We start from the raw sequence: 22,238 nt of genomic DNA, 5'->3' as shown, positions 1-22,238 counted from the left end.
GCGCGCAACCACACACAGCCCGCAGTCTGCGAGGGACAGGCGGGGCAGCCCCTGCCCAGCAGCCCGGCAGGGGCGGCCGCGGAGCGCCGGGCACGGCTCGGTGGAAAACGGGTGGCGAGGCTCGGAGGGGGCGGCTACTCTCGTGCCCGTTCCGCGTAGCAGGAAGAGGAGGTGGAGACCGATGGCCGTTGTCGCTGTGGGCGCTGCCCGCGTTCGGAAGTCCATTCAGTCCACCTCCGCAGTCTCCGGCTGACCTGTTCCGCTTCCGGCGATCTCGCGCCCGTGTGCGCGCAGCCGGGGCTGCCCCTGTGAAGGGTCACCCTTGTCTTCCTCTTCATCCTCTTCCTCCCTCCTCTCCCCGTACGGCTGGGACGCCGACTGGGAGGACGCGTTCGCGCCGTACGCGGCGGAGGGGCTCGTCCCCGGGCGGGTCGTCCGCGTCGACCGCGGGCTGTGCGACCTCGTCACCCCGGAGGGCCTCGTGCGGGCCGACACCGAGTTCGTCGTGCCCCGTGACCCGATGAAGGTCGTGTGCACGGGCGACTGGGCCGCCGTCGACCCCGAGGGCCACGACCCCCGGTACGTACGGACGCTGCTGCCGCGCCGTACGGCGTTCCTCCGCTCGACCTCCTCCAAGCGCTCCGAGGCGCAGGTCCTCGCCGCGAACGTCGATCACGCGCTGATCGCCGTCTCTCTCGGCCTCGACCTGGACCTCGGCCGCGTCGAACGCTTCATCGCGCTCGCCTGGGGGAGCGGTGCCCAGCCGGTCCTCGTCCTCACCAAGGCCGATCTGGTCCCCGACCCCGCCACGCTCGGCCACCTCGTGGCCGACGCGGAGGAGTCGGCGCCCGGCGTCCAGGTGCTCGCCGTCAGCGCGGAGACCGGCGAGGGCCTCGACGTCCTCGGCGCCGTCCTCGCGGGCGGCACCTCCGTCCTGCTCGGCCAGTCCGGCGCGGGCAAGTCCACCCTCGCCAACGCGCTGCGCGGACAGGACGGGACCTCCGCCCAGGCCGTCCAGGCCACCCGCGACCGGGACGGCAAGGGGCGGCACACCACGACCACCCGCGATCTGCTCCCCATGCCCGGGGAGCGGGGCGGGGGCGTCCTCATCGACACCCCCGGCCTGCGCGGCGTCGGCCTGTGGGACGCCGAGGAGGGCCTCGGCCAGGCGTTCTCCGAGATCGAGGCGCTCGCCGGGGAGTGCCGCTTCCACGACTGCGCCCACGAGACCGAGCCGGGCTGCGCCGTCCTCGCCGCCATCGAGGACGGCAGCCTCCCGGAACGCCGGCTCGACAGCTACCGCAAGCTGCTCCGCGAGAACCAGCGCCTCGCCGCCCGTACGGACGCGCGGCTCCGGTCCGAGCAGAAGCAGCTCTTCAAGCAGCGGTCGGCTCTCGGCCGTCACATGATGGAGCGCAAGCGCGGGGGCGGGCGCCACAGCGGCTGGTGACCCGGTAGGCGGAACGCCCCGGGGAGCGGGGAGGACGTTGATAGCGTCCTCCCCATGCTCCTCTGGATCAACGGCCCCTTCGGCGGCGGCAAGACCCACACCGCCTACGAGCTGCACCGCCGCCTGCCCGGAAGCGTCGTCTCCGATCCCGAGCACCTCGGCATCGGGCTCCAGCGCATGCTGCCCCGCGAGCAGCACGGCGACTTCCAGGACTTCCCGGCCTGGCGGCGGGGCGTCCACGAGACGCTGGCCCATCTCCTCGACCAGCACACCGCCGGGGGCCCCGTCATCGTGCCCATGACCGTCGTCGTGCCCCGGTACTTCGAGGAGACCGTCGGCCGACTCCGCGCCGACGGCTACGACATCCGGCACTTCTCCCTGGTCGCCCGCCGCGAGACCGTCCTGCGGCGGCTGCACGGCCGAGGCCTGCGCGGGCTGCGCTCCGAGGACTGGGCCGTCTCGCGCGTCGACCAGTGCCTGGAGGCCCTCTCCCAGCCGGAGTTCGGCGAGCACGTCGCCACCGACCATCTCACCGTCTCCGGCGTCGCCGAGGCCGTCGCCCGCAGCGCGGGCCTGCGGCTGCGCCCCGACGACAGCGGGCCGCTCGCGCGGCGCCTGCACCGCGCGCAGGTCACCGTCAAGAACATCCGCGGGCTGTGAGCGCCGCCCCGGCGGGCCCGTTCGGCCCGCTCTCCTTCCAGCTCGTCCTGCTGCGCAGGATGGCCGATTTCCAGGCCCCGCGCGTCGATCAGGCGCTACGGGAACTCGGCGTCTCCCACGCCGAGATGCGCGAGGCCAACAAGCGCTGGCAGGCGATGCTGCGGTCCCCGAAGGGCCGGGGCCGGGGTGCCCTCGCCCGCTACCGCTCGGTTCTCGGTCCGCCCGAGGCGACCGTACGGCGCCGCGTCGGCGACCTGGACTGCGAGGTCCACACCTGGCCCGTACCGCTCTGGCCCGACCTGCGCTTCGAGGTCGTCGCGGGCGAGGGCGGCGCGGTGTGGAACGAGTGGCTCGTACGGGCGCGGGGCGCTGCCGCGCCGGTTCTCCGTACGGTCGAGGACCTGGAGCCCTGGTCCTGCACCGTCGAGGAGGTCGCCCGCGCGTTCGCCCCCGCGCGCCCGCTGGAGGGCTCGGCGCCCACCCGCTGGCGCCTCGCCTTCACGGCCCCGGACCGTGAAGGCGAACGTCACGACGTCGTCGCCGAGTTCACCTGGGGCCTGCTCCAGCGTCTCCCCTCGCGACCCGAGTGAACGCCGCCCACGCGGCGGGCCGAACGGTCAGGACCGGGCTCTCCGGGTCCTTGGAGTCCCGGATGTGGATCGCGGTGGGATGCGCCGCGACCTCGACGCAGGCCCCGCCCTCGTCGCCGCTGTAGCTGGATTTGCGCCAGTCGTAGGCGACTTCGAGGCAAGCGCCGCCCTGGTCGCTGCTGTAGCTGGACTTGAACCAAAAGACGTTGGTCATGCCTCTCCTAGGCGAGTCTCCAACAGGCGTTTGCTCTCCTCAGGACTGAGCGCCTGCGCTCGGAGCATCCCATATTTCTGCATGAGGACACTGACATCATCTGGATCTTCGAGGAGGTGGCTCACCAGTTGCCCCTCGATATAGGCCAGATGGTCGTGGTCCGGTGTTTCCAGCAGCACCATCGGACCGGTGAGCCCCGCGTGTGATTCCCGGCCGGTCGGCATGATCTGGAGCCCCAGGAACGGGAGGTCAGCGCACTCTCGCAAATGGCTCAGTTGCGCGCGCAGCACGTCCCGGCCGCCGATCGGCCGATGGAGCACGGTCTCCTCGATCAGGAACGTCGCCATCGGCGGCGGCTTGCGCTGCAGCACCTTCTGGCGGTCGAGGCGGCCCGCCACCCACTCTTCCACCTGCTCGTCGTCCAGCGGCGGATAGAGGCAGGTGAAGACGGCCCGTGCGTACTCCTCGCACTGGAGAAGTCCGGGCGGCACATGGTTCTCGTACCACATCATCGTGAGCGCTTCTCGCTCGTAATCGATGAAGTCCTGGACGAACAACGGGTACTTCTCGCGCTTGGGGACTTTCGTGACCGCTGTCTCCAGCGCGCGCTTGGTGTCGAGCAGGTCGTCCATCTGGATCGCGAGGGCGATCTGCAAGGGGCGGCGGCCCTGTTCGATCGAGGCCAGTTTTTCGAGGCCGATGCACAGCTCGGCGGCGAGTTCGGCTTGAGTCTTTCCCGCGTACTTGCGGAAGTTGGCGACCAGTGCTCCGATCGCATCCCACGTGCTTCCGCGCTTCTTGGGCTGGTCCATACGCGTCTCTCTCTTGTGGCGCAGCCCGTACACCGGGAATGTACGGGTCGACGCACTGTGCAACTCTACGCACGCGCGGTGACAGTGGCCGGGTGAACCACGAGACCCAACTCCCCCATTTCCGCGAGGCGTTCTTCCGTAGGGAGCGCAGGTCGGTCCCGCGTGCGCGGGCGTTCGCGCGGCGGGCGCTCGCCGACTGGGACGTGGCGGCGCGCGGCGAGGACGTCGTGCTCTGCGTCAGTGAACTGGCGACGAACGCCCTGGTGCACGGAGTCCCGCCGGGGCGCGGGTTCCGGCTGTATCTGTTTCTGCACGGCGACGGCGTGCTGCGCGTCGAGGCGCACGACTCGGGGGACGGCGAGGTGCGTACGCCCGTGCCCGGCAACGATGCGGAGGGCGGGCGCGGGCTGCTGCTCGTCTCCGTGCTGGCGGACAAGTGGGGCGTGGGGGAGCGGGATCCCGGCAAGATCGTGTGGTGCGAGTTCCGGGGGCTAGCCGAGGGCGTCGGTCCGGGGCCGGGCGACGCGGAGCGGCGGGCCGCCGCGCAGGCACCAGAGGGCGATGACCGGGTCGCAGATCGCGCAGCCCAGCGAGGAGCCGTGGGCGAACGGGAGGATCGGGTTGCCCTTGAGGTGGTGGGCGATGTCCCACGCGGTGTGCAGGAGCCAGCCGATGCCGATGAACGTCCAGGACGTCAGGCCCCGGTAGGCGACGTACAGCATGAGCGCGCCGAACGGCATCTCCCAGGCGCCGAATCCGCCGCCCGAGAAGTACACGCCCCCGGCTCCGGCGATGCCGAGGGCGTTGAAGGGCTGGCGGTGCCGGTCGGGGACGAGGGACAGCAGCAGGACGACGAACAGGCCGATGACGACGGGCGCGACGTAGGGAACGAGGCCGGAGAGGTTCATGCGGGAACGCTATGAATGTTCCGTGAGCGGTCACAGTGGCGAGACCGACACGTTCGCACGGATTCTCGCCAGCTCGTCCGCGGTCAGCCGTCCATCGCCACGCGGAACAGCGCCGCGAGCGCCTCGTCGATGGGGTGGGGCCGGGGCCTGCCGGAGGAGTCGAGGCGGTTCCAGCGCTGGAGGTTCACCGCCACGGACATCTGCCGCGCGCCGTCGGCGCGGGTCAGGGACATCGTGCCGCCGCCCCAGACGGTGCCGCCGTGGCCCCAGAAGGTGTGCTCGTCGGGCTCGCCGGAGCCCTCCCTCGGGTGAAGGCCGAGGCCGTAGTCGATGAGCTTTCCCTCCTGGGAGACGACCGGGACGGTGCGCCGCATCTCCGCCAGCGAGGACTCGCTGACGATCTCCCCGGCCGTCAGCTTGCCGTGGAAGCGGTTGAGGTCGGAGACGGTCGAGATGAGCCCGGCCCCGGGGATCACCCACGACATGTCGTAGACGCTGTAGTCGCGCGGCGGGTCGATCATACCGAACCACGCCTCGTAGAGCTTCGAGTGCGGCCCCTTGATGTACGGCCCGGAGGGCAGCTCGGTGTCCCGGAGCCCGGCGCGCTCGATGACGTTCCGGGTGACGCACTCCTCGGCCGTGGTGCCGGTGACGCGGGCCAGGAGTTCGCCGAGGAGCAGGTAGTTGGTGTTGGAGTACAGCCCCGGGGTGTCTCCCGGGGCGCGGTCGGTGGGCGCCGCGACGCCCTTCCCGATCAGCTCGACGGGGTCGTGCCGCGTGAACCGCTCGTCGTCGAAGCTCTCCGGCCGGGTGCCCGCGACGTCGGGGAACGTCGCGAGCGACGGGAACGCGTACGGCAGGTACTCGGGGAAGCCGCTCGTGTGGTTGAGCAGCATCCGGACCGTGACCGCCTCGCCGCGCTCGCCGGGGACCAGCTCCGGGAGATACCGCCCGACCGGGTCGTCGAGGCCGATCCGGCCCTCCTCGGTCTGCTGGAGCACGGCGGCGGCGGTGAACGTCTTGGTGACGCTGCCGACCCGGTGCCGCATATCGGGCGTGACGGGAGCGCCGGTTTCGGTGTCGGCGGTCCCGGCGGCGCCGCGCCAGACCTCGCCGTCGGCCCGTATCTCGGCGAACAGGCCCGGCACACCGGCCGCGCGGACGTTCTCGACGGCTGCTTCGAGTGCTGCGGAATCCAGTGAAGGTGTCATGCCTCCATTATGCACGCGGTGCGTGCAACACCAAGTGCAACGGTACGGTGAGGGTCCGGGCGAGGGTTCCGACGAGAGCGAGGAGCGACATGGCGGGCCGAAGGCGTTGGACGACCGAGGAGATCCTGGACGCGGCGGCTGAGCTGCTGCGGTCGAGCGACGCGGACTCGTTCAGCGTGCGCAAGCTGGCCGCGGTGCTCGGGACCGACTCCTCCAGCCTCTACCGGCACTTCCGCAGCAAGACCGAGCTGCTGCGCGCGGTCGCCGACCGGATCCTGCTGGCCGCGATGGAAGGCCACCGGCCGGAGGGCGACTGGAAGCAGCGCCTCACGTCCCTGGCCCTGCGCATCCGGGAGGCCTTCGGGCAGCAGCCCCAGCTCGCGGCGGTCTGGGGGCGCTACGCCTCGGGCGGCGCCGGTTCCCGGCTGGTCGTCGAGGAGGTGCTGCAGGCGCTGCGCGCCTCGGGGCTCCCCGACGAGGAGGTCCCCGTGCGCTATCACCGTTTCGCGGTGCTGATCGCCTCGCTGATCGCCTCCGAGGCCACGGTCAGCGCCCTCACGCCCGCGGAGTACGAGCAGGGGCTTGAGCTGTTCCGCGTGGCCGTGCTGGGCGCCGATCCCGAACGCTTCCCGGCCCTGGCGCACTTCGGCCGCGAGGTCCGTCCCCTCGGCGCGGACCGCGAGGCCGTGTTCAAGGAGCTGCTCGCGGCCCAGCTCGCCGACATCGAGGCGGCGGCGGCCAAGGCTCACTGAGGTTCCCGGCACCCCCTCCCACCGTCACGTCCGATTTCCGCCAGTGAGCCCCCGCGGGGCACCGCACACTGGAGAACGTGATGACAGAGGAGAGCAAGTATGAGGCCGTCCGCAGCAGGGACGCGCGCTTCGACGGCGTGTTCTTCCTCGGCGTGCGGACGACGGGGATCTACTGCCGCCCGAGCTGCCCGGCCGTGACCCCGAAGCGGCAGAACGTCCGCTTCTACCCGACGGCCGCCGCCGCGCAGGGCGCCGGATTCCGGGCCTGCCGCAGGTGCCGCCCGGACGCCGTGCCGGGCTCGGCCGAGTGGAACGTACGGGCGGACCTCGTGGGGCGCGCGATGCGCATGATCGGCGACGGCGTCGTGGACCGCGAGGGCGTCGCCGGGCTCGCCCGGCGGCTCGGCTACAGCTCGCGGCAGGTGCAGCGGCAGCTCACCGCCGAGCTGGGCGCGGGCCCCGTCGCGCTCGCCCGCGTGCAGCGCGCGCACACCGCGCGGGTGCTGCTCCAGACGACGCCGCTGCCGATCACGGAGATCGCGTTCGCCGCGGGCTTCGCGAGCGTGCGGCAGTTCAACGACACCGTCCGCGAGATCTACGCCCGTACGCCCAGCGCCCTGCGCGACGCGGCGGCGCGCGGCGGCCACGGACCGGCCGGGCGGCCCGAGATGCGCTGCTCGGCGCAGGCCGAGGCGGGCGGCGTGACGCTGCGGCTCGCGTACCGGGGGCCGTACGCGGCGGGGCACGTCTTCGACTTCCTGGAGCGCCGCGCGATCCCCGGCGTCGAGGAGGTGCTGGGCGAGCCCGGCGCCCGTACGTACCGCCGGACGCTGCCCCTCCCGTACGGCATCGGGATCACCGAGGTCGACGAGAACACGGGGCCCGACCCCGAGGGGCTCGGGCAGGGGCAGGGCTGGCTGGACTGCCGGCTGCACCTGGCCGACCTGCGCGACCTGACGACCGCCGTGCAGCGCGTCCGCCGCCTCTTCGACCTGGACGCCGACCCGTACGCGGTCGCCGAGACGCTCGGCGAGGACCCGGCGATGGGCCCGCTGCTGGCCCGTACGCCGGGGCTGCGCTCGCCCGGCGCCGCCGACCCGCACGAGCTGGCGGTGCGCGCGGTGCTCGGCCAGCAGATCACGGTCGGCGCCGCCCGCACGCTCGGCGGGACGCTCGTCGCCGCGTACGGCAAGCCGCTGGCCGCGCCCGACGGCGGGCTCACCCACGTCTTCCCGGACGCGGGCAGCCTCGCCGAGGCGCCGCTGACGGAGCTGGGCATGCCCGAATCCCGGCGCGCGGCGCTGCGCACGGTCACCGCCGCGCTCGCCGACGGCGCCGTCGCCCTCGGCCCCGGCGCCGACCGGGACGAGGCCGAGCGGGCACTGCTCGCGCTCACCGGCATCGGCCCCTGGACGGCGGGCTACATGCGGATGCGGGCGCTGGGCGACCCGGACGTCTTCCTCCCCGGCGACGCGGGCGTACGGCACGGCCTGGAACTGACCGGCACGACCGCCGCGCAGGCCGAGCACTGGCGGCCCTGGCGCTCGTACGCGCTGCACCACCTCTGGCACGCGACCTCCCTCTTCGCCGAGAAAGGCTGACCCCCCATGACCTCGATGCGGTACACGACCTACGACAGCCCCCTGGGCGAGCTGCTGCTCGTCGCCGACGGCGCGGGCACGGCCCTCGTCTCCGTCTCCGTCCCAGGCCAGCGCGGCGGCGCGACCGTCCAGCCGGACTGGACACGGGACGCCCCCGAAGCCCCGGCGCCCGTCCTCGCGGAGGCCCGCCGCCAGCTCGACGCGTACTTCGCCGGTGAACTCAAGGAGTTCCGGCTCGACTTCGCGGCACGCGGCACGGAGTTCCGGGAGCGGGTGTGGGAGGCGCTGGACACCATCCCGTTCGGCGCCACGACGACGTACGGCGAGATCGCGGCCCGTATCGGCGCCTCGCGCGCGGCCGTACGCGCGATCGGCGGCGCGATCGGCGCGAACCCGCTGCTCATCGTCCGCCCCTGCCACCGGGTGATCGGCGCCGACGGCTCCCTCACCGGCTACGCGGGCGGCCTGGAGCGCAAGGAGCGGCTGCTCGCGCTCGAAGGAGCGGCCGTCTAGCGTTACGGTGCCCGTATCGCCCCAATGGCGTGGATCGGCGTGATTTTCCGACCGAGGGAGCGAGAACGAGCATGAGCACCGATGCGGCACGCGAGGACACCTGGGTCTCCGTCCAGCTCAGCGAGTGCGGCGCGGAGGACGCCAGGACCGTGTTCACGGCGCTGGCCACCGCGTTCGGCGGCACCGGGGAGACGGACTGTCACGGCGTGTCCGGGGCCCGTGGCAGGGACCCGGTGTGGACGTCCCACTTCGACACGGCGGAGGCCGAGGCGGGCGGCGGCGCGGGCGGGCCCCGGCTCAAGCACGCCGTGGCCGTCGAGCTGCAGGGGTCGCCCGCGTCGGTCGAGATCCTGAAACGGGCCCTGAGCGGCACGTTCCGGGTCAGCGACGAGCGGATGGCCTCCGGCGACCAGGAAGAGCAGACCTGGCTGCGCCTGACGAGCGCCTGAGTCCGGGCCAGGGGCCGGTCCGGACCGGCCCGGGGGCGGGGGCTCAGCCCCAGATACTCAGCCCCAGATCAGGGTCCCGACCCAGGCGCCCGCGACCAGCAGGCACGCGGTCAGCTCCGTGAGCATCCGCCAGCCGACCGCGCGCATGACCGTACGTGTGGACGCGGCGGCGGCCCCGTGACTGCCGAGCCGCACCCGCTCCCAGCCGTAGATCCCGCCCAGGAACCCGGGCACGACCCCGACCACCGGCACCACGAAGAACCCCACGATCCCGGTGCCCCCGGCGAAGAGCAGAGCCCGCCGCCGTACGTCGGTGGCGTCCTGCGGGCGGTTCCGCCGGTACCGCCGGGGCAGCAGCAACTGCACGGCGGCGTTCAGCAGCAACAGCCCCGTCGCGCCCGTCAGCAGCCACCACGCGGGGGTCGTCTGCCGGTCCATCGCCCACCAGAAGACGGCGGCCCACACGACGAGCGGGCCGGGAATGCCGGGGAGCACGGTGCCGAGCGTGCCGAGCAGCATGACCAGGCCCACCAGCACTGGCAGTGACGTACCCAGGGTCGCCGTGGTGCCCATGGAGAAAGCCTGCCCGAACACGCGCTCGTTCGCGCGTCGTGTTCTCCCGTACGGTCTTCCCGGGCGCCCTCGGCGAGAGACAATGCCCGCATGAGCGAAAAGGGGGAGCAGCACGGTCCGGACCATGGCGAACGTGACGACTGGTGGGCCCAGTTGTACGACGCGGAGGCCTCGGACACGGGACGCTCACGAGCCCGCGACACCCTCGACGACCGCTTCGCCTCGGTGACGCGCACGGTCGGCCTGAGAGCACCCGAGGACCACAGCCCACCGGAGCCCACCTCCGTGCCGGAGCAGACCGAGCCCGATCCGGAGCCCGAGGAGGGCTTCGGCCCGGAGCCCGGACCTGAACCGGGCCCCGGCCCGGGGCCCGCCGAGGGGCGGGGTGACCGGGACTGGTGGACGGTCCCGAAGGTCCCGGGGGCCCGGGACAGCCGCGAGACCCCGAGCGCACCGTGGGCCCCCGGCGCCCCGGCCGTACCGGGCGCGCCGGAAGCCCCGGATGCCTCGGAGCGTCTGCGCGACCCGGGTGTCCCGGGGTCCCGGGACGGTGGGGCGACTCCGAGCGCGCCGGATGCCCCGAGGGCGCCGGAGGGGCGCGATGTGCGGGGGAGGCCGTACGAGCCGGGCGCGCCGGATGCCTCGGAGCGTCTGCGCGACCCGGAGCGTCCGGGAGACCCGGGGGTCCGGGACGGGCAGGCGGCCCCGAGTGCGCCGGAGGCCCCGGATGTCTCGGAGGCCCCGAATCTGCGTGGGCGGGCGGCGGGGGTTCCGGAGGGGCCCGACCTGCCGGAGGCTCCCGATGTGTCCGAGACCCCTGAGATTCCCGAGGCACCGGACGTGCCGGAGGCTCCCGATGTGTCCGAGGCGCCGGAGATTCCGGAGGCCCCCGACGTGTCGGAAGCGCCCGACCTGCCCGAGGCTCCAGGGTTGCCGGAGGGACCCGTGCTGCCGGAGGCGCCTGATCTGCCGGGGCCTCCTTCGGTGCCCGTTCCCTCCGTGCCGCCGGGGTCCGAGCCCGCGCGGGAGCCGGAGCCCGTGGCCGAGCCGGAGACCCGGCCGGAGCAGGGGGCGTTCGGGCCGCCGCCCGTGATGCGCGAGGACGTGCCGGAGCGGGAACCGGAGCCGGAATCGGCGCCCTCGACGTTGCCCGTGGCCGATCCCGCCGCGCTCGGCGAGCTGGTCCCGGACACCGCGCTCGACGGCGCGCGGTACGGGACGCTCACGCTGCGTGCCGTCTCCTCGCGGGGCGAGGCCGCGCGCGAGGCGGGGGCGCTGCGCGGGGACGCGCTGCTCACGGCGCGGTTCGGGTCCGGCGGCAGCACCCTGCTGCTCGTCGCGCTCGCGAGCGGCGTCCCGTCGGCGCCCGGCGGGCACCGGGCGGCCCGGGAGGTCTGCCACTCGATCGGCGGTGCCGTGGGACGCAGCCACGCGCGGCTCGCGGAGGACATCCACGCGGGCCGCAGGGGCGCGCTCAAATCGGGCCTCAACCGGCTGACGGACCGCGCGTACGGCAAGCTGCGCGCGCAGGCCGCCGCCCTCGGCGTGGAGCCGGAGGAGCACTCCGCCGAGCTGCGCTGCCTGCTGCTGCCCGCCGATCCGCGGTGCCGGACGAGGGTGTTCTTCGGCATCGGGGGCGGCGGCGGCCTGTTCCGGCTGCGGGACGGGGCCTGGCAGGACATCGAGCCACGCGTGGACGAGCCCGAGGGCGCCGAGGGCGCCGGAAGCGCCGAGAACGCGGCGGAGGGCCTCTCGCACGGCTCCCGGCCCACGATGAAGCTCGGCACGACGCGGCTGGACGACCCCGCGGCGCGCGCCGCCGCGGCCCGCGACGGCTTCCACGAGCAGCCGCCGGAAGAGCCGCGCGCCGAGCCGTTCCGCTTCCGGGCCTCCGAGGCCCGCGCCGGTGACGTCCTGCTGCTGTGCAGCAGGGGCCTGGCCGGTCCGCTGCGGGACGAGCACGCGTTCGCCGAACTGCTCCGGGCGCGCTGGACGGAACGGGTGCCGGGCCTCTCGGGGTTCCTGTCCGACGTCCAGCACCGCACCGCGGACGGGTACGGGGGCGACCGTACGGCCGTCGCGGTCTGGGAGTCCTGACGCGGGGGCGCGTGAACCCGGCAGGTAGCCTCCCCGCATGACCGACGCGCGACCGGCCCCGTACGAGGCGTACTTCACCCGCACGCCCCTCCAGCTCTTCTCGGGAGCGGGGTGGAAGCGGCTGGTCGCGTTCCGCGTGGACGGGGCGGGCGTCCTGCTGGGCGGCGCGCCTGCGCGCTACGAGGCACAGACGGCGTTCGTGCCGTGGGAGGACATCACCTCGGTGGTCCTGTGGCAGCTCGCCACGGCGGGCACGCCCATGACGCACGTCGGCGTCGAACGCCGCGCCGGGGCCCCGCCCCTGCCGGGGCAGAACAGCCATCTGGGGCCGGAGCGTACGGCGGCGCTCGCCGCCCACGTCGAGCACGAGCTGTTCCTCGCCAGCCGCCCCGTCAACCTGTGGCGCCTCGATCCGCGGCGGCTCCAGGACGCGGTGGACGCGTTCGCCCCGCACGTGCCGGTCTACGTACGCGAGTGACCTACCGGCGAGCGGCGTACCGGACGGCATACGACGAGCCCTGATCCCGGCCAGGCCGGACCGGGATCAGGGCTCGTCGTGGGTGCGGGATCAGCCGAACTGCCGCTCGATCTCGGCGAGTTTCTCCTCCAGCGAGTCCAGCCGGGGGCTGGCCGGGTTGGAGTCGGAGGAGGCCTGGGCGGCGTCGCGCGACTCCGCCCGCTCGCCGCGGCGAGCGCCGCGCGGCCGTTTCTCCGGCGACGTCGACGCCGCCGAGGTCTCCTCGCCATCGCCGGAGACCGCCTGGAGCGCCGGCCGGCTCCGGTGCGTGCTGCCGACCACCTCCGTGACCGGCAACTGCCCCGCGGGCGGCCCCTCGTCGCCGCCGTCCGCGTCCTGCCCGGGCGGGAGGGGCGCCGCGGTCTTCGCCGACGTCGGCGTGCCCGGGGTGATCTCGACGTCGACGTGCTGGTGCGCACGGCCCCGGTTCCAGATCCGGTGCTGCCGGTTGAGCGCCTTGACCCGGGCGCGGTCGAGCCGCTCCTGGTCCTTCCTCCGGTTGCGCTCCTCCTCCTGCCGCCGCCGGTCGTCGCGGACCTCGTCGACCGCCTCGTCCAGCGTCCGTACGCCCTCCAGCAGCATCAGCGACCACGCGCCGAACGTCTCGCGCGGGGCCCGCAGCCAGCGCACGACCCGGATCTGCGGCAGCGGGCGCGGCACCAGCCCCTGGTCGCGCAGGGCCGCGCGACGGGTCTGCTTGAGCGCTCTGTCGAAGAGGATCGCGGCCGAGAGCGACATCCCGGCGAAGAACTGCGGGGCGCCGTCGTGCCCCAGACCCCGCGGCGCGTGGACCCAGTTGAACCAGGCCGCGGCCCCCGCGAAGATCCAGACGAGCAGTCTGGAGCCGAGCGAGGCGTCGCCGTGGCTGGCTTCCCGTACGGCGATCACGGCCGAGAACATCGCCGCGCCGTCGAGCCCGAAGGGGACCAGGTACTCCCAGCCGCCGGAGAGGTTGAGGTTCTGGCGGCCGAAGCCGACCAGACCGTGGAAGGAGAGTGCGGCGGCGACCGCCGCACAGCAGAAGAGCAGGAGATAGGCGGCCGTCGCGTAGACGGTCTCCTTGCGGCGGCGGCGTTCCTCCATGCGTTCCCATGAATCCTGCGGCGCCGACTGGCCGCTGTCGTCCTTCTTGTGCTTCGCGTGATGGCGCGACTGCGCCATCACGATCACCGCCGTCAGGGCGCCGATGAGCAGTACGGCGCTCGGCAGCACCCAGTTCAGCGATATGTCCGTCAGTCTCATGCGGGAGTGCCCCTTGCAGGCCTGTTCACGGGTGTCGTGGCTGTCGCCGAGCATCCTGGCGGAATCGTGACGGGCGTCAGGGGTTTTCGGCGCAAGAGGCCGCTAAAGGGCGGTCATGCCCTCGGATTGGGGCGTTCTGGGTCGAACGGACTAGCGGGCGGTGGTCAGCCGCTCGATCCGCTCGGCGTCACAGGTGCGGGGGCAGGTGACGCAGGTGTCCTCGGGGCGCAACGTGTAGAAGAGGCAGCAGCTCGCCCGGTCCCGGGTCGCCAGCGGTTCGCCCCGGTGGCCCGTCAGTTCGCGGAACCCGGCACCCTGTGCGAACGGTGCGACGCGGCCGGGCAGCAGCTCGCCCGCCTCCCGTACGGCCCGCTCCTCCTCGCCGAGCAGATGCCCGACGTACCAGAGGCCCTCGGTGACCTCGTCCGAGGCCATGCCCCACAGGGCCCGCGCCCCGCGCCGCATCCGGGGGCGGAATCCGGCCAGCACGGGCTCCAAGTGCTCGGCGACGGCGGCCCGCACCTCGGCGCGCAGGGCCTCCTCGTCGGGCACGACCCGCGCGCCCGGGGCGTCCGCGGCCGGGTCGCCGGGCAGGCACGCGAACGTACCCGTACGGACGACGAGCCGGCCCAGCGTCCGCTGGAACGCCACGTCCTCCACGGGGACGCGCGGCACGCGCCGGTGCAGGAACCAGGGGATCGTCACCAGGAGGCAGACCGGCCACGCGTAACGGTGCAGGCCGAAGCTGGCGACGACGTCCGCCCGGCCCTCCTCGCCGTAGTCCCGCCGGATCTGCTCGGCGTCCCAGTCGAGGAACGCCGCCAGCGCCTCGCCGCCCTCGGCCAGCCCGGTCGCGCGCACCCAGCCGTCGCCCTCGGGCAGCGGCTCGCCGGGAGTGGTCTCCGTCACGCGCAGCGCGGGGAAGACCTCGCTCAGCCGCGCGTACGCGGGAGCGAGCGGAGAGGTGGCCGGGAGGTCAGGGGCTGCGGAGGCGAGGGTGGGCACGGTCATGGGGACCACCGAATCGACGATCGTTAGCAGGTAAGCCTTACCTTAGCGGATCGACGGTGAGGTTTGATCTCGCGTTCCCTGCGCCTATCGTGCTTTTGGACACTTGGAGGGGACAGATGGAGCAGACCCGAGCGGAGCCGTCCATACGGGCCGCCGTGCGTCCCGCGCCTCGTGAACGTGCCGTGCCCCGTGTTCCCGAGCAGGCGGCCGCGCGCGGCGAGCACATCCACAGCGAGCCGCCGCCCCCGGGAGCGCCGTCCCCAGGAGTGTCGTCGTCCGGTGCGCGGGCCCCGCAGCGGCATTCCGTACGGGCGCAGATCCTCGACGCCCTGCGCGGCGCGCTCGCCTCCGGCGAACTCGCCCCCGGCGAGGTCTACTCGGCCCCCGCCCTCGCCGCCCGCTTCGGCGTCTCGCCCACGCCCGTGCGCGAGGCGATGCAGCAGCTCGCGAGCGAGGGCGCCGTCGAGACCATCCCCAACCGGGGCTTCCGGGTCGCCGAGCACAGCCCCCGCGACCGCGCCGAACTGGCGGAAGTACGGGCGATGCTGGAGGTCCCCGCCGTGCTCCGGCTCGCCCGGACCGTGCCGTCCGAACGCTGGGAGGAGCTGCGCCCGGCCGCCGAGGCCACGCTGGAGGCCGCCGCGCGCGGCGACCGTGCCGCGTACGCGGCCGCGGACCGGGGATTCCACCGGGCGGTCCTGGAGCTGACCGGCAACCGGCAGCTCGTCGCGGTCGTCGAGGACGTCAACATACGGGCGCAGCGGTTCGCCATGCTGGCGGCCAAGCCGGTTTCCGGTGTGGCGGAACTTCTGGCTGAGGCCGCCGACCATCTCGCCCTCCTCGACGCCCTCGCCGCCCGCGACCTCCCCGCCGTCGAATCCCTCACCCGCCACCACTACGCCTGAACCGGCGTGAGGTTCGGGGTGGCCCCCCGTGCGCCGGGCGCGCTTGCTACGCCGCCGGGTTCGGGGTGCCCCGCCTGTGCTTCGCGGGGCGCGGGTGCGTCGTGGCCGGTCGCGCAGTTCCCCGCGCCCCTGGAGGGGCAAGCCCCGTGGTCTCGGACCGGGCGCGCCCGCGCGGCGGAGCCGCATATCGAATACAGTCCCGCGCCCCTGTTCGGGCAAGCCCTGCTTCGCGCTGCGCGCGTGCGTACCCCTTACGCGGCGGGGGAGAGGCGGGCGGCCAGCCAGGTGGGGACTCCGCCCAGGAGGCGGAAGAGGCGGCGCGCCTCTTCCCGGAGGCGGGAGGCCTCGGGGTCGGGTTCGACGTCGGCCAGCGAGGCCAGCGCGGGCGCCATACCGACCAGGAAGCCCAACTCCTCCCGCAGGCGGAGCGATTCCGCGAACCCGTGCCGCGCCTCCGCCGTCTCCCCCTCCCGCAGCGCGAGCCCCGCGAGGTGCCGCCATGTGAAGGAGCACAGCAGTAAGTCGCCGCGCGAGGTCGCCCCCGCGTGCGCGCGGCGGTAGGCGGCGCGGGCCGCGTCGGGGGTGTCGCTGAGGTTCTCCGCGAGCAGCCCCCGGCGGAAGTCGAGCAGGGCGCGCCCCGGCGCGTTCGGCGCCAGCAGCGCCGCGGCCCGGCCGAGCGCCGACCGGGCCTCGTCCGTACGGTCGCGGACGCCCAGGACCGTGGAGGCGTAGGCGAGTTGGCCGCGCTCGCACGCGGCCGCGCCCCGCTCGTCGTCGTCCTGCGCGACGGCTTCGGCGACGCGCAGCGCGTCCTCGGCGGCCGCCCAGCCGTCCGCGGTGAACATGCACCGCTCGACGAGCAGCGACGCGCGCCCCACGGCCGCGTCCGGAACCTTCTCCGCGTGCGGCTCCAGAAGTGCCGCCGCGTCGTCCCAGCAGCCGCGTGAGCGCAGCCGCCACACGGCTTGCCCGAGTGGGCCTCCAGGATCGAGGTGTTCCGAACGTGACATGGCGGTGTCCGCCACAGTGCCCTCCCCAAGCGCGCCTTTGAGCCGGATGTGAGCGCATCTCAGCACGGAGTGTGGCACACCGCCAAGGGTCTGGTGTGAATCAGTTCACAAAGTTTTACTCGCGGAGCGGGTGTGACAACTGTGCCGGGCGTCACGAGGGCCGGATCCGGGCCCGGGAAGACCGTGATGTGAAGTGCCGTACCCCTCACGGGAGTTCACCCGTACCGGGTACGCGGCCCGCGTCGGCGCCCTGTTCTTCCGTTCACAAGTCCGTCCGCGAAGGTAGAGCTGGCTCTACCCCCGTTCGGCAACCTGCGGGAATGATCTCGGCGCTGCCCGGCGGTTCGCTGGATCCCGTGAGCGACTCAAGCCACTCGAACGACTCAAGCGAATCGCCGGACCGCACCCCGTGGAAGCCCGTGCTTCTCCACGCCGCCTTCGCGGCGTTCGCCGGGCTGACCGCGCTCGTCACCTCGCTGCCGCCGCACCGCGTGTGGGGAACGTTCGCCGCGTGCGCGTACGGCGCCGCCGCGCTCGTGCTCGCCCTCGCCCCGCGCGTGCCCCGCCGCGCGGTCGCCGCCGGGGTGTTCGGCGGCGCGGCCCTGCTGCCGCTCGCCGTGCTCGCCGCGACGGGGAGCGCGCAGGAGGAGGTCGGCGTCGTGCAGCGGGCGGGGGCACGGCTGCTCGCGCACGGGACGCCGTACCTCGGCCCGGACGAGCTGGCGGGGGAGGAGTACGGCGCGTACAACCCGTACCTCCCCGGCATGGCCCTCTTCGGCGTACCGCACCGGCTCCTCGGCGTCGACGCGCGCTGGGCGTTCGCGCTCGTGGCGCTCGCCGCGCTCGCCGTCGCTCTACGGGCGGGGGCGGGGGCGAGGTCCGGTGCGTTCGCGCTGCTCGCCGGGTCGCCGCTGCTCGCGCAGCCCCTCGTCACCGGCGGCGACGACCTGCCCGTCGTCGGGCTCGTCTGCCTCGGCCTCGCGCTCGCGGGGCGGGACAGGGCCGCGCGCGCCGGGCTCGTGCTCGCGCTCGCCGGGACCCTCAAGGCGACGGCCTGGCCCGCGCTCGTCGTCGGGCTCGTGCTGGTCGCCGCCCGGGGCGGGCCCCGCGCCGCGCTGCGGTACGGGACGCGCGTCGTGCCCGTACTGGCCGCGGGGGTGCTGCTGCCCGCGCTCGCCGATCCGGGCGGCTTCGTCGCCAACACCGTCCGCTATCCGCTCGGTCTGGCCGACGCCGCCTCGCCCGCCGCCGCGCCACTGCCGGGCACGTTCCTCGCCGGACTCGGCCCGTACGGGCACGCGACGGCCGTCGCGCTGCTGGCCGCCGCGGCGCTGGCGGTGGGCGGCTCCCTCGTCGTACGGCCGCCGCGGGACGCCCGTGCCGCACAACTCCGGCTCGCCCTGGGCCTGTTGGCGGCGATGACGCTCATGCCCGCCTCCCGCTTCGGCTACCTCGCCTACCCCGCCGTCCTCGCCCTCTGCGCCCGCTGCGACCTCTGGAGGAACGACCATGCCCCGCACACTGATCGTCACGAACGACTTCCCGCCGCGCCGGGGCGGCATCGAGACATTCGTGCACGAGATGGCGCGCCGGTTCCCGCCGGATGAGGTCGTCGTCCTCACCTCGTCCGGCGGGCCGTGCGGCCGTGCGGCCATCGAGGCGTTCGACGCCGCCCAGCCCTTTCCCGTCGTCCGCCGCCGCGTCCGGTGGCTGCTGCCTACGCCGCGTACGGAGGCGACCGCGCGGGCGCTCGCCGTCCGGTACGGCTGCGACCGCGTCTGGTTCGGCGCCGCCGCGCCGCTCGGACTGCTCGCGGGGCGGCTCGGACTGCCGTCCGTCGCCACCACGCACGGCCACGAGATGTGGTGGGCCGCCGCCCCCGGCACCCGGCTGCTGCTGCGCCGCGTCGGCGACGAGTGCCGCGTCGTCACCCACCTCACCGCGCACACGCGGGCGCGCGTGGCCCGTGCCCTGCGCCCCGGCACCCGGCTGGAGCGGCTCGCGCCCGGCGTCGACCCCGACCGGTTCCGGCCCGCGGACGAGGGGGCGGAGCGCGCGGACGTACGGCGGCGGCTCGGGCTCGGGGCCGGTCCGAGTGAGCGGCCCGTCGTGCTCTCCGTCTCCCGCCTCGTGCCGCGCAAGGGCCAGGACACGCTCATTCGTGCGTTGCCCCGGGTGCGGGCGGCTGTGCCGGGGGCGACGCTGCTGATCGTCGGCGACGGCCCGTACGCGCGTCGGCTGCGTCGTCTCGCGCGGACGACGCCCGGACTGCCGCCCGGCGCCGTGGTGTTCGCGGGCAGCCGCCCGCACGGCGCGCTCCCGCCCTTCTACGCGGCGGCCGACGTCTTCGCGATGCCCTGTCGCGACCGCCGCCTCGGGCTGGAGTCCGAGGGACTCGGCATCGTCTATCTGGAGGCTGCCGCCGCCGGGCTGCCCGTTCTCGCCGGACGGTCGGGCGGCGCGCCCGAGACCGTACGGGACGGTGAGACCGGTCACGTGGTCGACGGCCGGGACGTACGGGCCGTCGCCGACCGGCTCGTCGAACTCCTCACCGCCCCCGGCGCCATGGGCGAGAAGGGCCGGGCCCGGGCCGTGCGGGAGTGGAGCTGGGACGCCTCGGCGCGACGGCTGCGCGCGCTGCTGTCCCTTACCGTCGAGGCGTGACGAGCGCGGGCATGGGGGAATCCGGGGCGGCGGCCGGGACGGCCGGGACGGCCGGGGTGACCGGGGCGGGTGTGTGGCGGGCGTTGGCGCGCGGGCCGCGTCGCTTCCTCCTCTCCTCCTGGCCCTGGCGAGCCCTCGGTTATCTGCTCACCGGCGGCGTCCTCGGCGTCGGCTGGTTCTTCCTCGCCCTCGGGCTGATCACCGCCGGTGTGCTGCTCCTCCCGGCGGGCGTGGGCGTGGTGGCGCTGCTCTGCGTCCCCGTCACCGCCGTCGGGCTCGCCGGGCTCGAACGGTCCCGGCTGCGCTGGATGGACCCCCGCGACGCGCCGTCCCCGCACGAGAACGAGCCCGCGCCGCCCGTCACGGGACGCCGCGGCACCCGCTGGCTACGGCGGCTGTGGCGGCGGGCCAAGTCGCCCGCGAGCTGGCTGGAGTTCGGGTTCGCGCTGCTCAACGCGGTGCTCGCGGCCGTCGATCTCCTGGCCGTCTTCGTGGCCGGGTTCGCCGTCCTCAGCCAGCCGCTCGCGATGGTCCTCGTGCTGGGCGGCGAGCAGGTGATGTACGGCTCGGGCATCGTCCTCACGCGCCCCGCGCAGGTCCTGCCCTGGCTGCTGCTGACGCCCGTCTTCGCCGTGCTCGCCGCATACCTCCTCGCGAGCGTCGCGGGCGCGCGGGCGGCGCTCGCGCGCGCCCTGCTCGTACGGCCGCGCCGCGAGGAGGAGCTGGGCGCGGCGCTCGTCGAGGTCACGGCCTCGCGGGCGCGGATGGCCGGGGCGTTCGAGGACGAGCGCCGCCGGATCGAGCGCGATCTGCACGACGGCGCGCAGCAGCGGCTCACCGGGCTCATCATGACGCTCGGCCTCGCGAAGCTCGACGCGGACCCGGCGCTGGTCTCCCGCGCGCAGGACGAGGCGCGCGCCGTCCTGGACGAACTGCGGGACCTCGTGCGCGGCATCCACCCCTCCGTGCTGACGGACCGGGGGCTCGGGGCCGCCGTCGAGTCCCTCGCGGAACGCTCGACGGTCCCGGTCGACGTCGACGTGGCCGCGCTGGAGGAGCGCCGGGCGCCGGAAGGGACGGAGGCCGCCGCGTACTTCGCGGTGGCCGAGGCACTCACGAACGTCGCCAAGCACAGCGGGGCCGGGCGCGCGGGCGTCCGCGCCTCCTACGAGGCCTCCGCCGCCGGTGACCTGCTGGTGATCGAGGTGCGGGACGACGGGCGCGGCGGCGCCGACCCCGCGGGCGGCTCCGGGCTGACGGGCCTCGCGGACCGGCTCGCGGCGCAGGAGGGAAGGCTGCGGCTGTCCAGCCCGAAGGGCGGGCCGACGGTGGTACGGCTGGAGCTGCCCTGTTGAATGCCTGGGGAACGAGGCGGGACGGGGAGAGCGGAGAGGGCGTGCGGACGTGCGGGTGGTGATCGCCGAGGACTCGGTCCTGCTGCGGGAGGGGCTGAGCGAGATCGTGGGCCGGTTCGGCCACGAGGTCTGCGCGGGCGTGGGCAACGCCCCCGAACTCCTCCGGGCCGTCGCCGCGCACGAGCCCGACCTCGTCGTCACCGACGTGCGGATGCCGCCGGGGCAGCGGGACGAGGGCCTGCGCGCGGCCCTCGAACTCCGCGCGGAACGCCCCGCGTTGCCGGTGCTGGTGCTGTCGCAGTACGTCGAGAACGCGTACGCCGCCGAACTCCTCGCCACCGGTGACGGCGTCGGCTATCTGCTGAAGGACCGGGTCGGGGAGGTCACCGAGTTCGTCGACGCGCTCGAACGGGTCGTCGCGGGCGGCACGGTCATCGACCCCGAGGTCGTGCGGCGGCTCCTCGCCCGGCGTCGCGACGGATCGCCGCTCGACCGGCTCACCGCGCGCGAGCGGGAGGTGCTGGCGGCGATGGCGGAGGGGCGCTCCAACGGGGGGATCGCGCGGGCCCTCGTCGTGAGCGAGGCGGCGGTCGTCAAGCACGTCCGCTCGATCCTCACCAAGCTCGACCTCCCGCCCGCGCCCGATGACCACCGCCGAGTCCTCGCGGTCCTGGCCTACCTCCGTCACTAGCCCCATGCGCCGAGCCCGCACCCGGCTCTTGTGCGCGGGTCGCCCGGCGGAAGGGGGCTGCGCTTGCCGGTCCTGCTCCCCCAAGCTCTTCGAGCAGGGGGTACCCCCAGTGGCAGACCTCCCGAGCGCAGGAGGCCTGAGCAGGAGTGCCCCGTCAGGGGCGCGGGGAACTGCGCGGCGAGCCACGATGCACCCGCGGCCCGCGAAGTACAGCGCGGGGCACCCCGAACTCGGCGGCTGTGCCACAGGCAACCGGCGTTATTTTCGTACGCGGAAGCGGAGCATGGTGACGGGGCCCGATTGGGCGGTGGCGAGAGGCTCCAGGTCGATCCGATCGACCTGGTGCTCGCCGGGAGGCGAGAAGCGGACGCCGTCGCCGAGCAGCACCGGCAGCACGTAGACCAGGATCTCGTCGACGAGCCCGAGCCGCAGGCACTGCGCCGCCAGGTCCGCGCCGAGGATCTCCAGGTCCTTGCCGCCCGCGGCGGCCCGCGCCGTGGCGACGGCCTCCTCGACGCCGCAGGTGAGGAACGTGACGCGGGGGTCCGGCTCGACCGGAGGCTCGTGGGTGAGGACGAACTGCGGGCCGCCGTCGTAGCTGGTGTTCTCGTCGGACATGCCCTGCGCGACGTCGTACGTGCCGCGCCCGACGAGCATCGCGCCCGTGGCCGCCACGACCTCCGGGAACGTCTCCGAGGTCATGTGCTCGCCGACCCAGTCCATCGCGTGGCCGGGCCCGGCGATGAAGCCGTCGAGCGACATCGCCCTGTTCACGACCACCTTGCCGCCACCGCCACCGCCACCGCCACCGGTACCGCTCTCGTTGTCCATCGTCCCGTCCCCTCCTCTGAAACCGCCGTGAAACCGCCCTGAACCCGCCCTGTCGCAACCTCTCCCGCATGACGAGAACACCCACACCCACACAACCACCCACCGCCATCCTGGCGAAGGGTCTGCGCAAGTCGTACGGCGAGAAGGCCGTGCTGGACGGTATCGATCTGGAGGTGCCCGAG

Annotated in this window: 23 protein-coding genes and 1 pseudogene; 15 read left to right on the top strand and 9 right to left on the bottom strand. The window is 74.2% G+C overall.

Annotated features, from left to right (window positions below):
• Positions 1–322: 322 nt before the first annotated feature.
• The 3 genes from rsgA to ABD343_RS20705 are packed head-to-tail and all read left to right on the top strand — an operon-like array spanning position 323 to position 2,700.
• The gene (gene rsgA, locus ABD343_RS20715; protein ID WP_344530370.1) at positions 323–1,450 is read left to right on the top strand and encodes a ribosome small subunit-dependent GTPase A; all 1,128 of its coding nucleotides are present in this window, start codon (positions 323–325) and stop codon (positions 1,448–1,450) included.
• Between the two features lie 54 nt (positions 1,451–1,504).
• Positions 1,505–2,110, top strand: a complete 606-nt coding sequence (locus tag ABD343_RS20710) for an AAA family ATPase (protein ID WP_344530368.1) — start codon at positions 1,505–1,507, stop codon at positions 2,108–2,110.
• Positions 2,107–2,700 (top strand): hypothetical protein, encoded by a 594-nt coding sequence (locus tag ABD343_RS20705; protein ID WP_344530366.1) that lies wholly within the window; start codon positions 2,107–2,109, stop codon positions 2,698–2,700. Before ABD343_RS20710 ends, ABD343_RS20705 begins: the two co-directional genes overlap by 4 nt.
• Here the strand turns inward: ABD343_RS20705 and ABD343_RS20700 are convergent.
• Both ABD343_RS20700 and ABD343_RS20695 read right to left on the bottom strand, forming a co-directional pair.
• A complete protein-coding gene (locus ABD343_RS20700) occupies positions 2,657–2,914 on the bottom strand; it encodes a DUF397 domain-containing protein (RefSeq protein WP_344530364.1) in 258 nt (85 codons plus the stop codon). The two genes, ABD343_RS20705 and ABD343_RS20700, sit on opposite strands and share 44 nt — an antisense overlap.
• Positions 2,911–3,726 (bottom strand): helix-turn-helix domain-containing protein, encoded by an 816-nt coding sequence (locus ABD343_RS20695; protein WP_344530362.1) that lies wholly within the window; start codon positions 3,724–3,726, stop codon positions 2,911–2,913. The genes ABD343_RS20700 and ABD343_RS20695 overlap by 4 nt, the downstream gene beginning before the upstream one ends.
• Before the next feature lie 92 nt (positions 3,727–3,818).
• Between ABD343_RS20695 and ABD343_RS20690 the strand changes: the two are divergent.
• Positions 3,819–4,214 (top strand): annotated as a pseudogene (locus tag ABD343_RS20690) (ATP-binding protein); the annotation flags it as partial.
• 3 nt (positions 4,215–4,217) lie between these two features.
• On the opposite strand, the gene ABD343_RS20685 reads toward ABD343_RS20690, so the two are convergent.
• Together ABD343_RS20685 and ABD343_RS20680 are read right to left on the bottom strand one after the other, a co-directional pair.
• Positions 4,218–4,634: a DUF6010 family protein gene (locus tag ABD343_RS20685; RefSeq protein WP_344530360.1), complete on the bottom strand. Its 417-nt coding sequence runs from the start codon at positions 4,632–4,634 to the stop codon at positions 4,218–4,220.
• Positions 4,635–4,717: 83 nt separating this feature from the next.
• Positions 4,718–5,845 (bottom strand): serine hydrolase domain-containing protein, encoded by a 1,128-nt coding sequence (locus ABD343_RS20680; RefSeq protein WP_344530358.1) that lies wholly within the window; start codon positions 5,843–5,845, stop codon positions 4,718–4,720.
• An 89-nt stretch (positions 5,846–5,934) separates the two neighbouring features.
• On the opposite strand from ABD343_RS20680, the gene ABD343_RS20675 reads away from it, so the two are divergent.
• The 4 genes from ABD343_RS20675 (at position 5,935) to ABD343_RS20660 (ending at position 9,160) form a co-directional block, all read left to right on the top strand.
• A complete protein-coding gene (locus tag ABD343_RS20675) occupies positions 5,935–6,597 on the top strand; it encodes a TetR/AcrR family transcriptional regulator (protein WP_344530356.1) in 663 nt (220 codons plus the stop codon).
• An 80-nt stretch (positions 6,598–6,677) separates the two neighbouring features.
• Positions 6,678–8,198 carry an AlkA N-terminal domain-containing protein gene (locus ABD343_RS20670; protein WP_344530354.1) on the top strand — a complete coding sequence of 507 codons (1,521 nt, stop codon included), beginning with the start codon at positions 6,678–6,680 and terminating at the stop codon, positions 8,196–8,198.
• Between the two features lie 6 nt (positions 8,199–8,204).
• Positions 8,205–8,711 carry a methylated-DNA--[protein]-cysteine S-methyltransferase gene (locus ABD343_RS20665; protein WP_344530353.1) on the top strand — a complete coding sequence of 169 codons (507 nt, stop codon included), beginning with the start codon at positions 8,205–8,207 and terminating at the stop codon, positions 8,709–8,711.
• Between the two features lie 71 nt (positions 8,712–8,782).
• Positions 8,783–9,160, top strand: coding sequence for a hypothetical protein (locus ABD343_RS20660; RefSeq protein ID WP_344530351.1), 378 nt, complete (start codon positions 8,783–8,785; stop codon positions 9,158–9,160).
• 57 nt (positions 9,161–9,217) lie between these two features.
• On the opposite strand, the gene ABD343_RS20655 is transcribed toward ABD343_RS20660, so the two are convergent.
• Positions 9,218–9,733: a DUF456 family protein gene (locus ABD343_RS20655; protein ID WP_344530349.1), complete on the bottom strand. Its 516-nt coding sequence runs from the start codon at positions 9,731–9,733 to the stop codon at positions 9,218–9,220.
• 90 nt (positions 9,734–9,823) lie between these two features.
• Between ABD343_RS20655 and ABD343_RS20650 the strand changes: the two genes are divergently transcribed.
• Together ABD343_RS20650 and ABD343_RS20645 are read left to right on the top strand one after the other, a co-directional pair.
• Entirely contained in the window at positions 9,824–11,830 is a 2,007-nt protein-coding gene (locus ABD343_RS20650) for a protein phosphatase 2C domain-containing protein (protein ID WP_344530347.1), read from the top strand.
• 37 nt (positions 11,831–11,867) lie between these two features.
• A complete protein-coding gene (locus ABD343_RS20645) occupies positions 11,868–12,308 on the top strand; it encodes a hypothetical protein (protein WP_344530345.1) in 441 nt (146 codons plus the stop codon).
• Positions 12,309–12,398: 90 nt separating this feature from the next.
• On the opposite strand, the gene ABD343_RS20640 is transcribed toward ABD343_RS20645, so the two are convergent.
• Positions 12,399–13,589: a DUF2637 domain-containing protein gene (locus tag ABD343_RS20640; protein WP_344530343.1), complete on the bottom strand. Its 1,191-nt coding sequence runs from the start codon at positions 13,587–13,589 to the stop codon at positions 12,399–12,401.
• 150 nt (positions 13,590–13,739) lie between these two features.
• Positions 13,740–14,600, bottom strand: a complete 861-nt coding sequence (locus ABD343_RS20635) for a (2Fe-2S)-binding protein (protein WP_344530341.1) — start codon at positions 14,598–14,600, stop codon at positions 13,740–13,742.
• Positions 14,601–14,716: 116 nt separating this feature from the next.
• Between ABD343_RS20635 and ABD343_RS20630 the strand changes: the two genes are divergently transcribed.
• Positions 14,717–15,505, top strand: a complete 789-nt coding sequence (locus tag ABD343_RS20630; protein WP_344530339.1) for a GntR family transcriptional regulator — start codon at positions 14,717–14,719, stop codon at positions 15,503–15,505.
• Between the two features lie 251 nt (positions 15,506–15,756).
• Here ABD343_RS20630 and ABD343_RS20625 read toward each other — a convergent pair whose 3' ends face one another.
• The gene (locus tag ABD343_RS20625) at positions 15,757–16,515 is read right to left on the bottom strand and encodes a hypothetical protein (RefSeq protein ID WP_344530338.1); all 759 of its coding nucleotides are present in this window, start codon (positions 16,513–16,515) and stop codon (positions 15,757–15,759) included.
• 356 nt (positions 16,516–16,871) lie between these two features.
• Between ABD343_RS20625 and ABD343_RS20620 the strand changes: the two genes are divergently transcribed.
• The 4 genes from ABD343_RS20620 to ABD343_RS20605 are packed head-to-tail and all read left to right on the top strand — an operon-like array spanning position 16,872 to position 21,225.
• Complete coding sequence (locus tag ABD343_RS20620; RefSeq protein WP_344530336.1) at positions 16,872–18,122, top strand: glycosyltransferase 87 family protein; 1,251 nt, start codon at positions 16,872–16,874, stop codon at positions 18,120–18,122.
• Complete coding sequence (locus tag ABD343_RS20615) at positions 18,025–19,179, top strand: glycosyltransferase family 4 protein (protein ID WP_344530334.1); 1,155 nt, start codon at positions 18,025–18,027, stop codon at positions 19,177–19,179. The genes ABD343_RS20620 and ABD343_RS20615 overlap by 98 nt, the downstream gene beginning before the upstream one ends.
• On the top strand, positions 19,176–20,534 hold the full coding sequence (locus ABD343_RS20610) for a sensor histidine kinase (RefSeq protein WP_344530332.1): 1,359 nt from the start codon (positions 19,176–19,178) through the stop codon (positions 20,532–20,534). Before ABD343_RS20615 ends, ABD343_RS20610 begins: the two co-directional genes overlap by 4 nt.
• 49 nt (positions 20,535–20,583) lie before the next feature.
• Complete coding sequence (locus ABD343_RS20605) at positions 20,584–21,225, top strand: response regulator transcription factor (protein WP_344530330.1); 642 nt, start codon at positions 20,584–20,586, stop codon at positions 21,223–21,225.
• Positions 21,226–21,483: 258 nt separating this feature from the next.
• On the opposite strand, the gene ABD343_RS20600 is transcribed toward ABD343_RS20605, so the two are convergent.
• Positions 21,484–22,056 (bottom strand): dihydrofolate reductase family protein, encoded by a 573-nt coding sequence (locus ABD343_RS20600; protein WP_344530328.1) that lies wholly within the window; start codon positions 22,054–22,056, stop codon positions 21,484–21,486.
• Positions 22,057–22,238: the final 182 nt, after the last annotated feature.

Origin of the sequence: Streptomyces albiaxialis, assembly GCF_039530985.1 — a bacterium.
In the GTDB taxonomy this organism is placed as follows: domain Bacteria; phylum Actinomycetota; class Actinomycetes; order Streptomycetales; family Streptomycetaceae; genus Streptomyces; species Streptomyces albiaxialis.
This window is presented reverse-complemented; position numbering and strand designations above follow the sequence as displayed.

Bases quoted from the DNA above. Each gene is read 5' to 3' on its own strand.
- ABD343_RS20710 (WP_344530368.1), top strand. From the start codon at position 1,505: ATGCTCCTCTGGATCAACGGCCCCTTCGGCGGCGGCAAGACCCACACC.
- ABD343_RS20700 (WP_344530364.1), bottom strand. From the start codon at position 2,914: ATGACCAACGTCTTTTGGTTCAAGTCCAGCTACAGCAGCGACCAGGGC.
- ABD343_RS20695 (WP_344530362.1), bottom strand. From the start codon at position 3,726: ATGGACCAGCCCAAGAAGCGCGGAAGCACGTGGGATGCGATCGGAGCA.
- ABD343_RS20685 (WP_344530360.1), bottom strand. From the start codon at position 4,634: ATGAACCTCTCCGGCCTCGTTCCCTACGTCGCGCCCGTCGTCATCGGC.
- ABD343_RS20680 (WP_344530358.1), bottom strand. From the start codon at position 5,845: ATGACACCTTCACTGGATTCCGCAGCACTCGAAGCAGCCGTCGAGAAC.
- ABD343_RS20675 (WP_344530356.1), top strand. From the start codon at position 5,935: ATGGCGGGCCGAAGGCGTTGGACGACCGAGGAGATCCTGGACGCGGCG.
- ABD343_RS20670 (WP_344530354.1), top strand. From the start codon at position 6,678: ATGACAGAGGAGAGCAAGTATGAGGCCGTCCGCAGCAGGGACGCGCGC.
- ABD343_RS20665 (WP_344530353.1), top strand. From the start codon at position 8,205: ATGACCTCGATGCGGTACACGACCTACGACAGCCCCCTGGGCGAGCTG.
- ABD343_RS20660 (WP_344530351.1), top strand. From the start codon at position 8,783: ATGAGCACCGATGCGGCACGCGAGGACACCTGGGTCTCCGTCCAGCTC.
- ABD343_RS20655 (WP_344530349.1), bottom strand. From the start codon at position 9,733: ATGGGCACCACGGCGACCCTGGGTACGTCACTGCCAGTGCTGGTGGGC.
- ABD343_RS20650 (WP_344530347.1), top strand. From the start codon at position 9,824: ATGAGCGAAAAGGGGGAGCAGCACGGTCCGGACCATGGCGAACGTGAC.
- ABD343_RS20645 (WP_344530345.1), top strand. From the start codon at position 11,868: ATGACCGACGCGCGACCGGCCCCGTACGAGGCGTACTTCACCCGCACG.
- ABD343_RS20640 (WP_344530343.1), bottom strand. From the start codon at position 13,589: ATGAGACTGACGGACATATCGCTGAACTGGGTGCTGCCGAGCGCCGTA.
- ABD343_RS20635 (WP_344530341.1), bottom strand. From the start codon at position 14,600: ATGACCGTGCCCACCCTCGCCTCCGCAGCCCCTGACCTCCCGGCCACC.
- ABD343_RS20630 (WP_344530339.1), top strand. From the start codon at position 14,717: ATGGAGCAGACCCGAGCGGAGCCGTCCATACGGGCCGCCGTGCGTCCC.
- ABD343_RS20625 (WP_344530338.1), bottom strand. From the start codon at position 16,515: ATGTCACGTTCGGAACACCTCGATCCTGGAGGCCCACTCGGGCAAGCC.
- ABD343_RS20615 (WP_344530334.1), top strand. From the start codon at position 18,025: ATGCCCCGCACACTGATCGTCACGAACGACTTCCCGCCGCGCCGGGGC.
- ABD343_RS20600 (WP_344530328.1), bottom strand. From the start codon at position 22,056: ATGGACAACGAGAGCGGTACCGGTGGCGGTGGCGGTGGCGGTGGCGGC.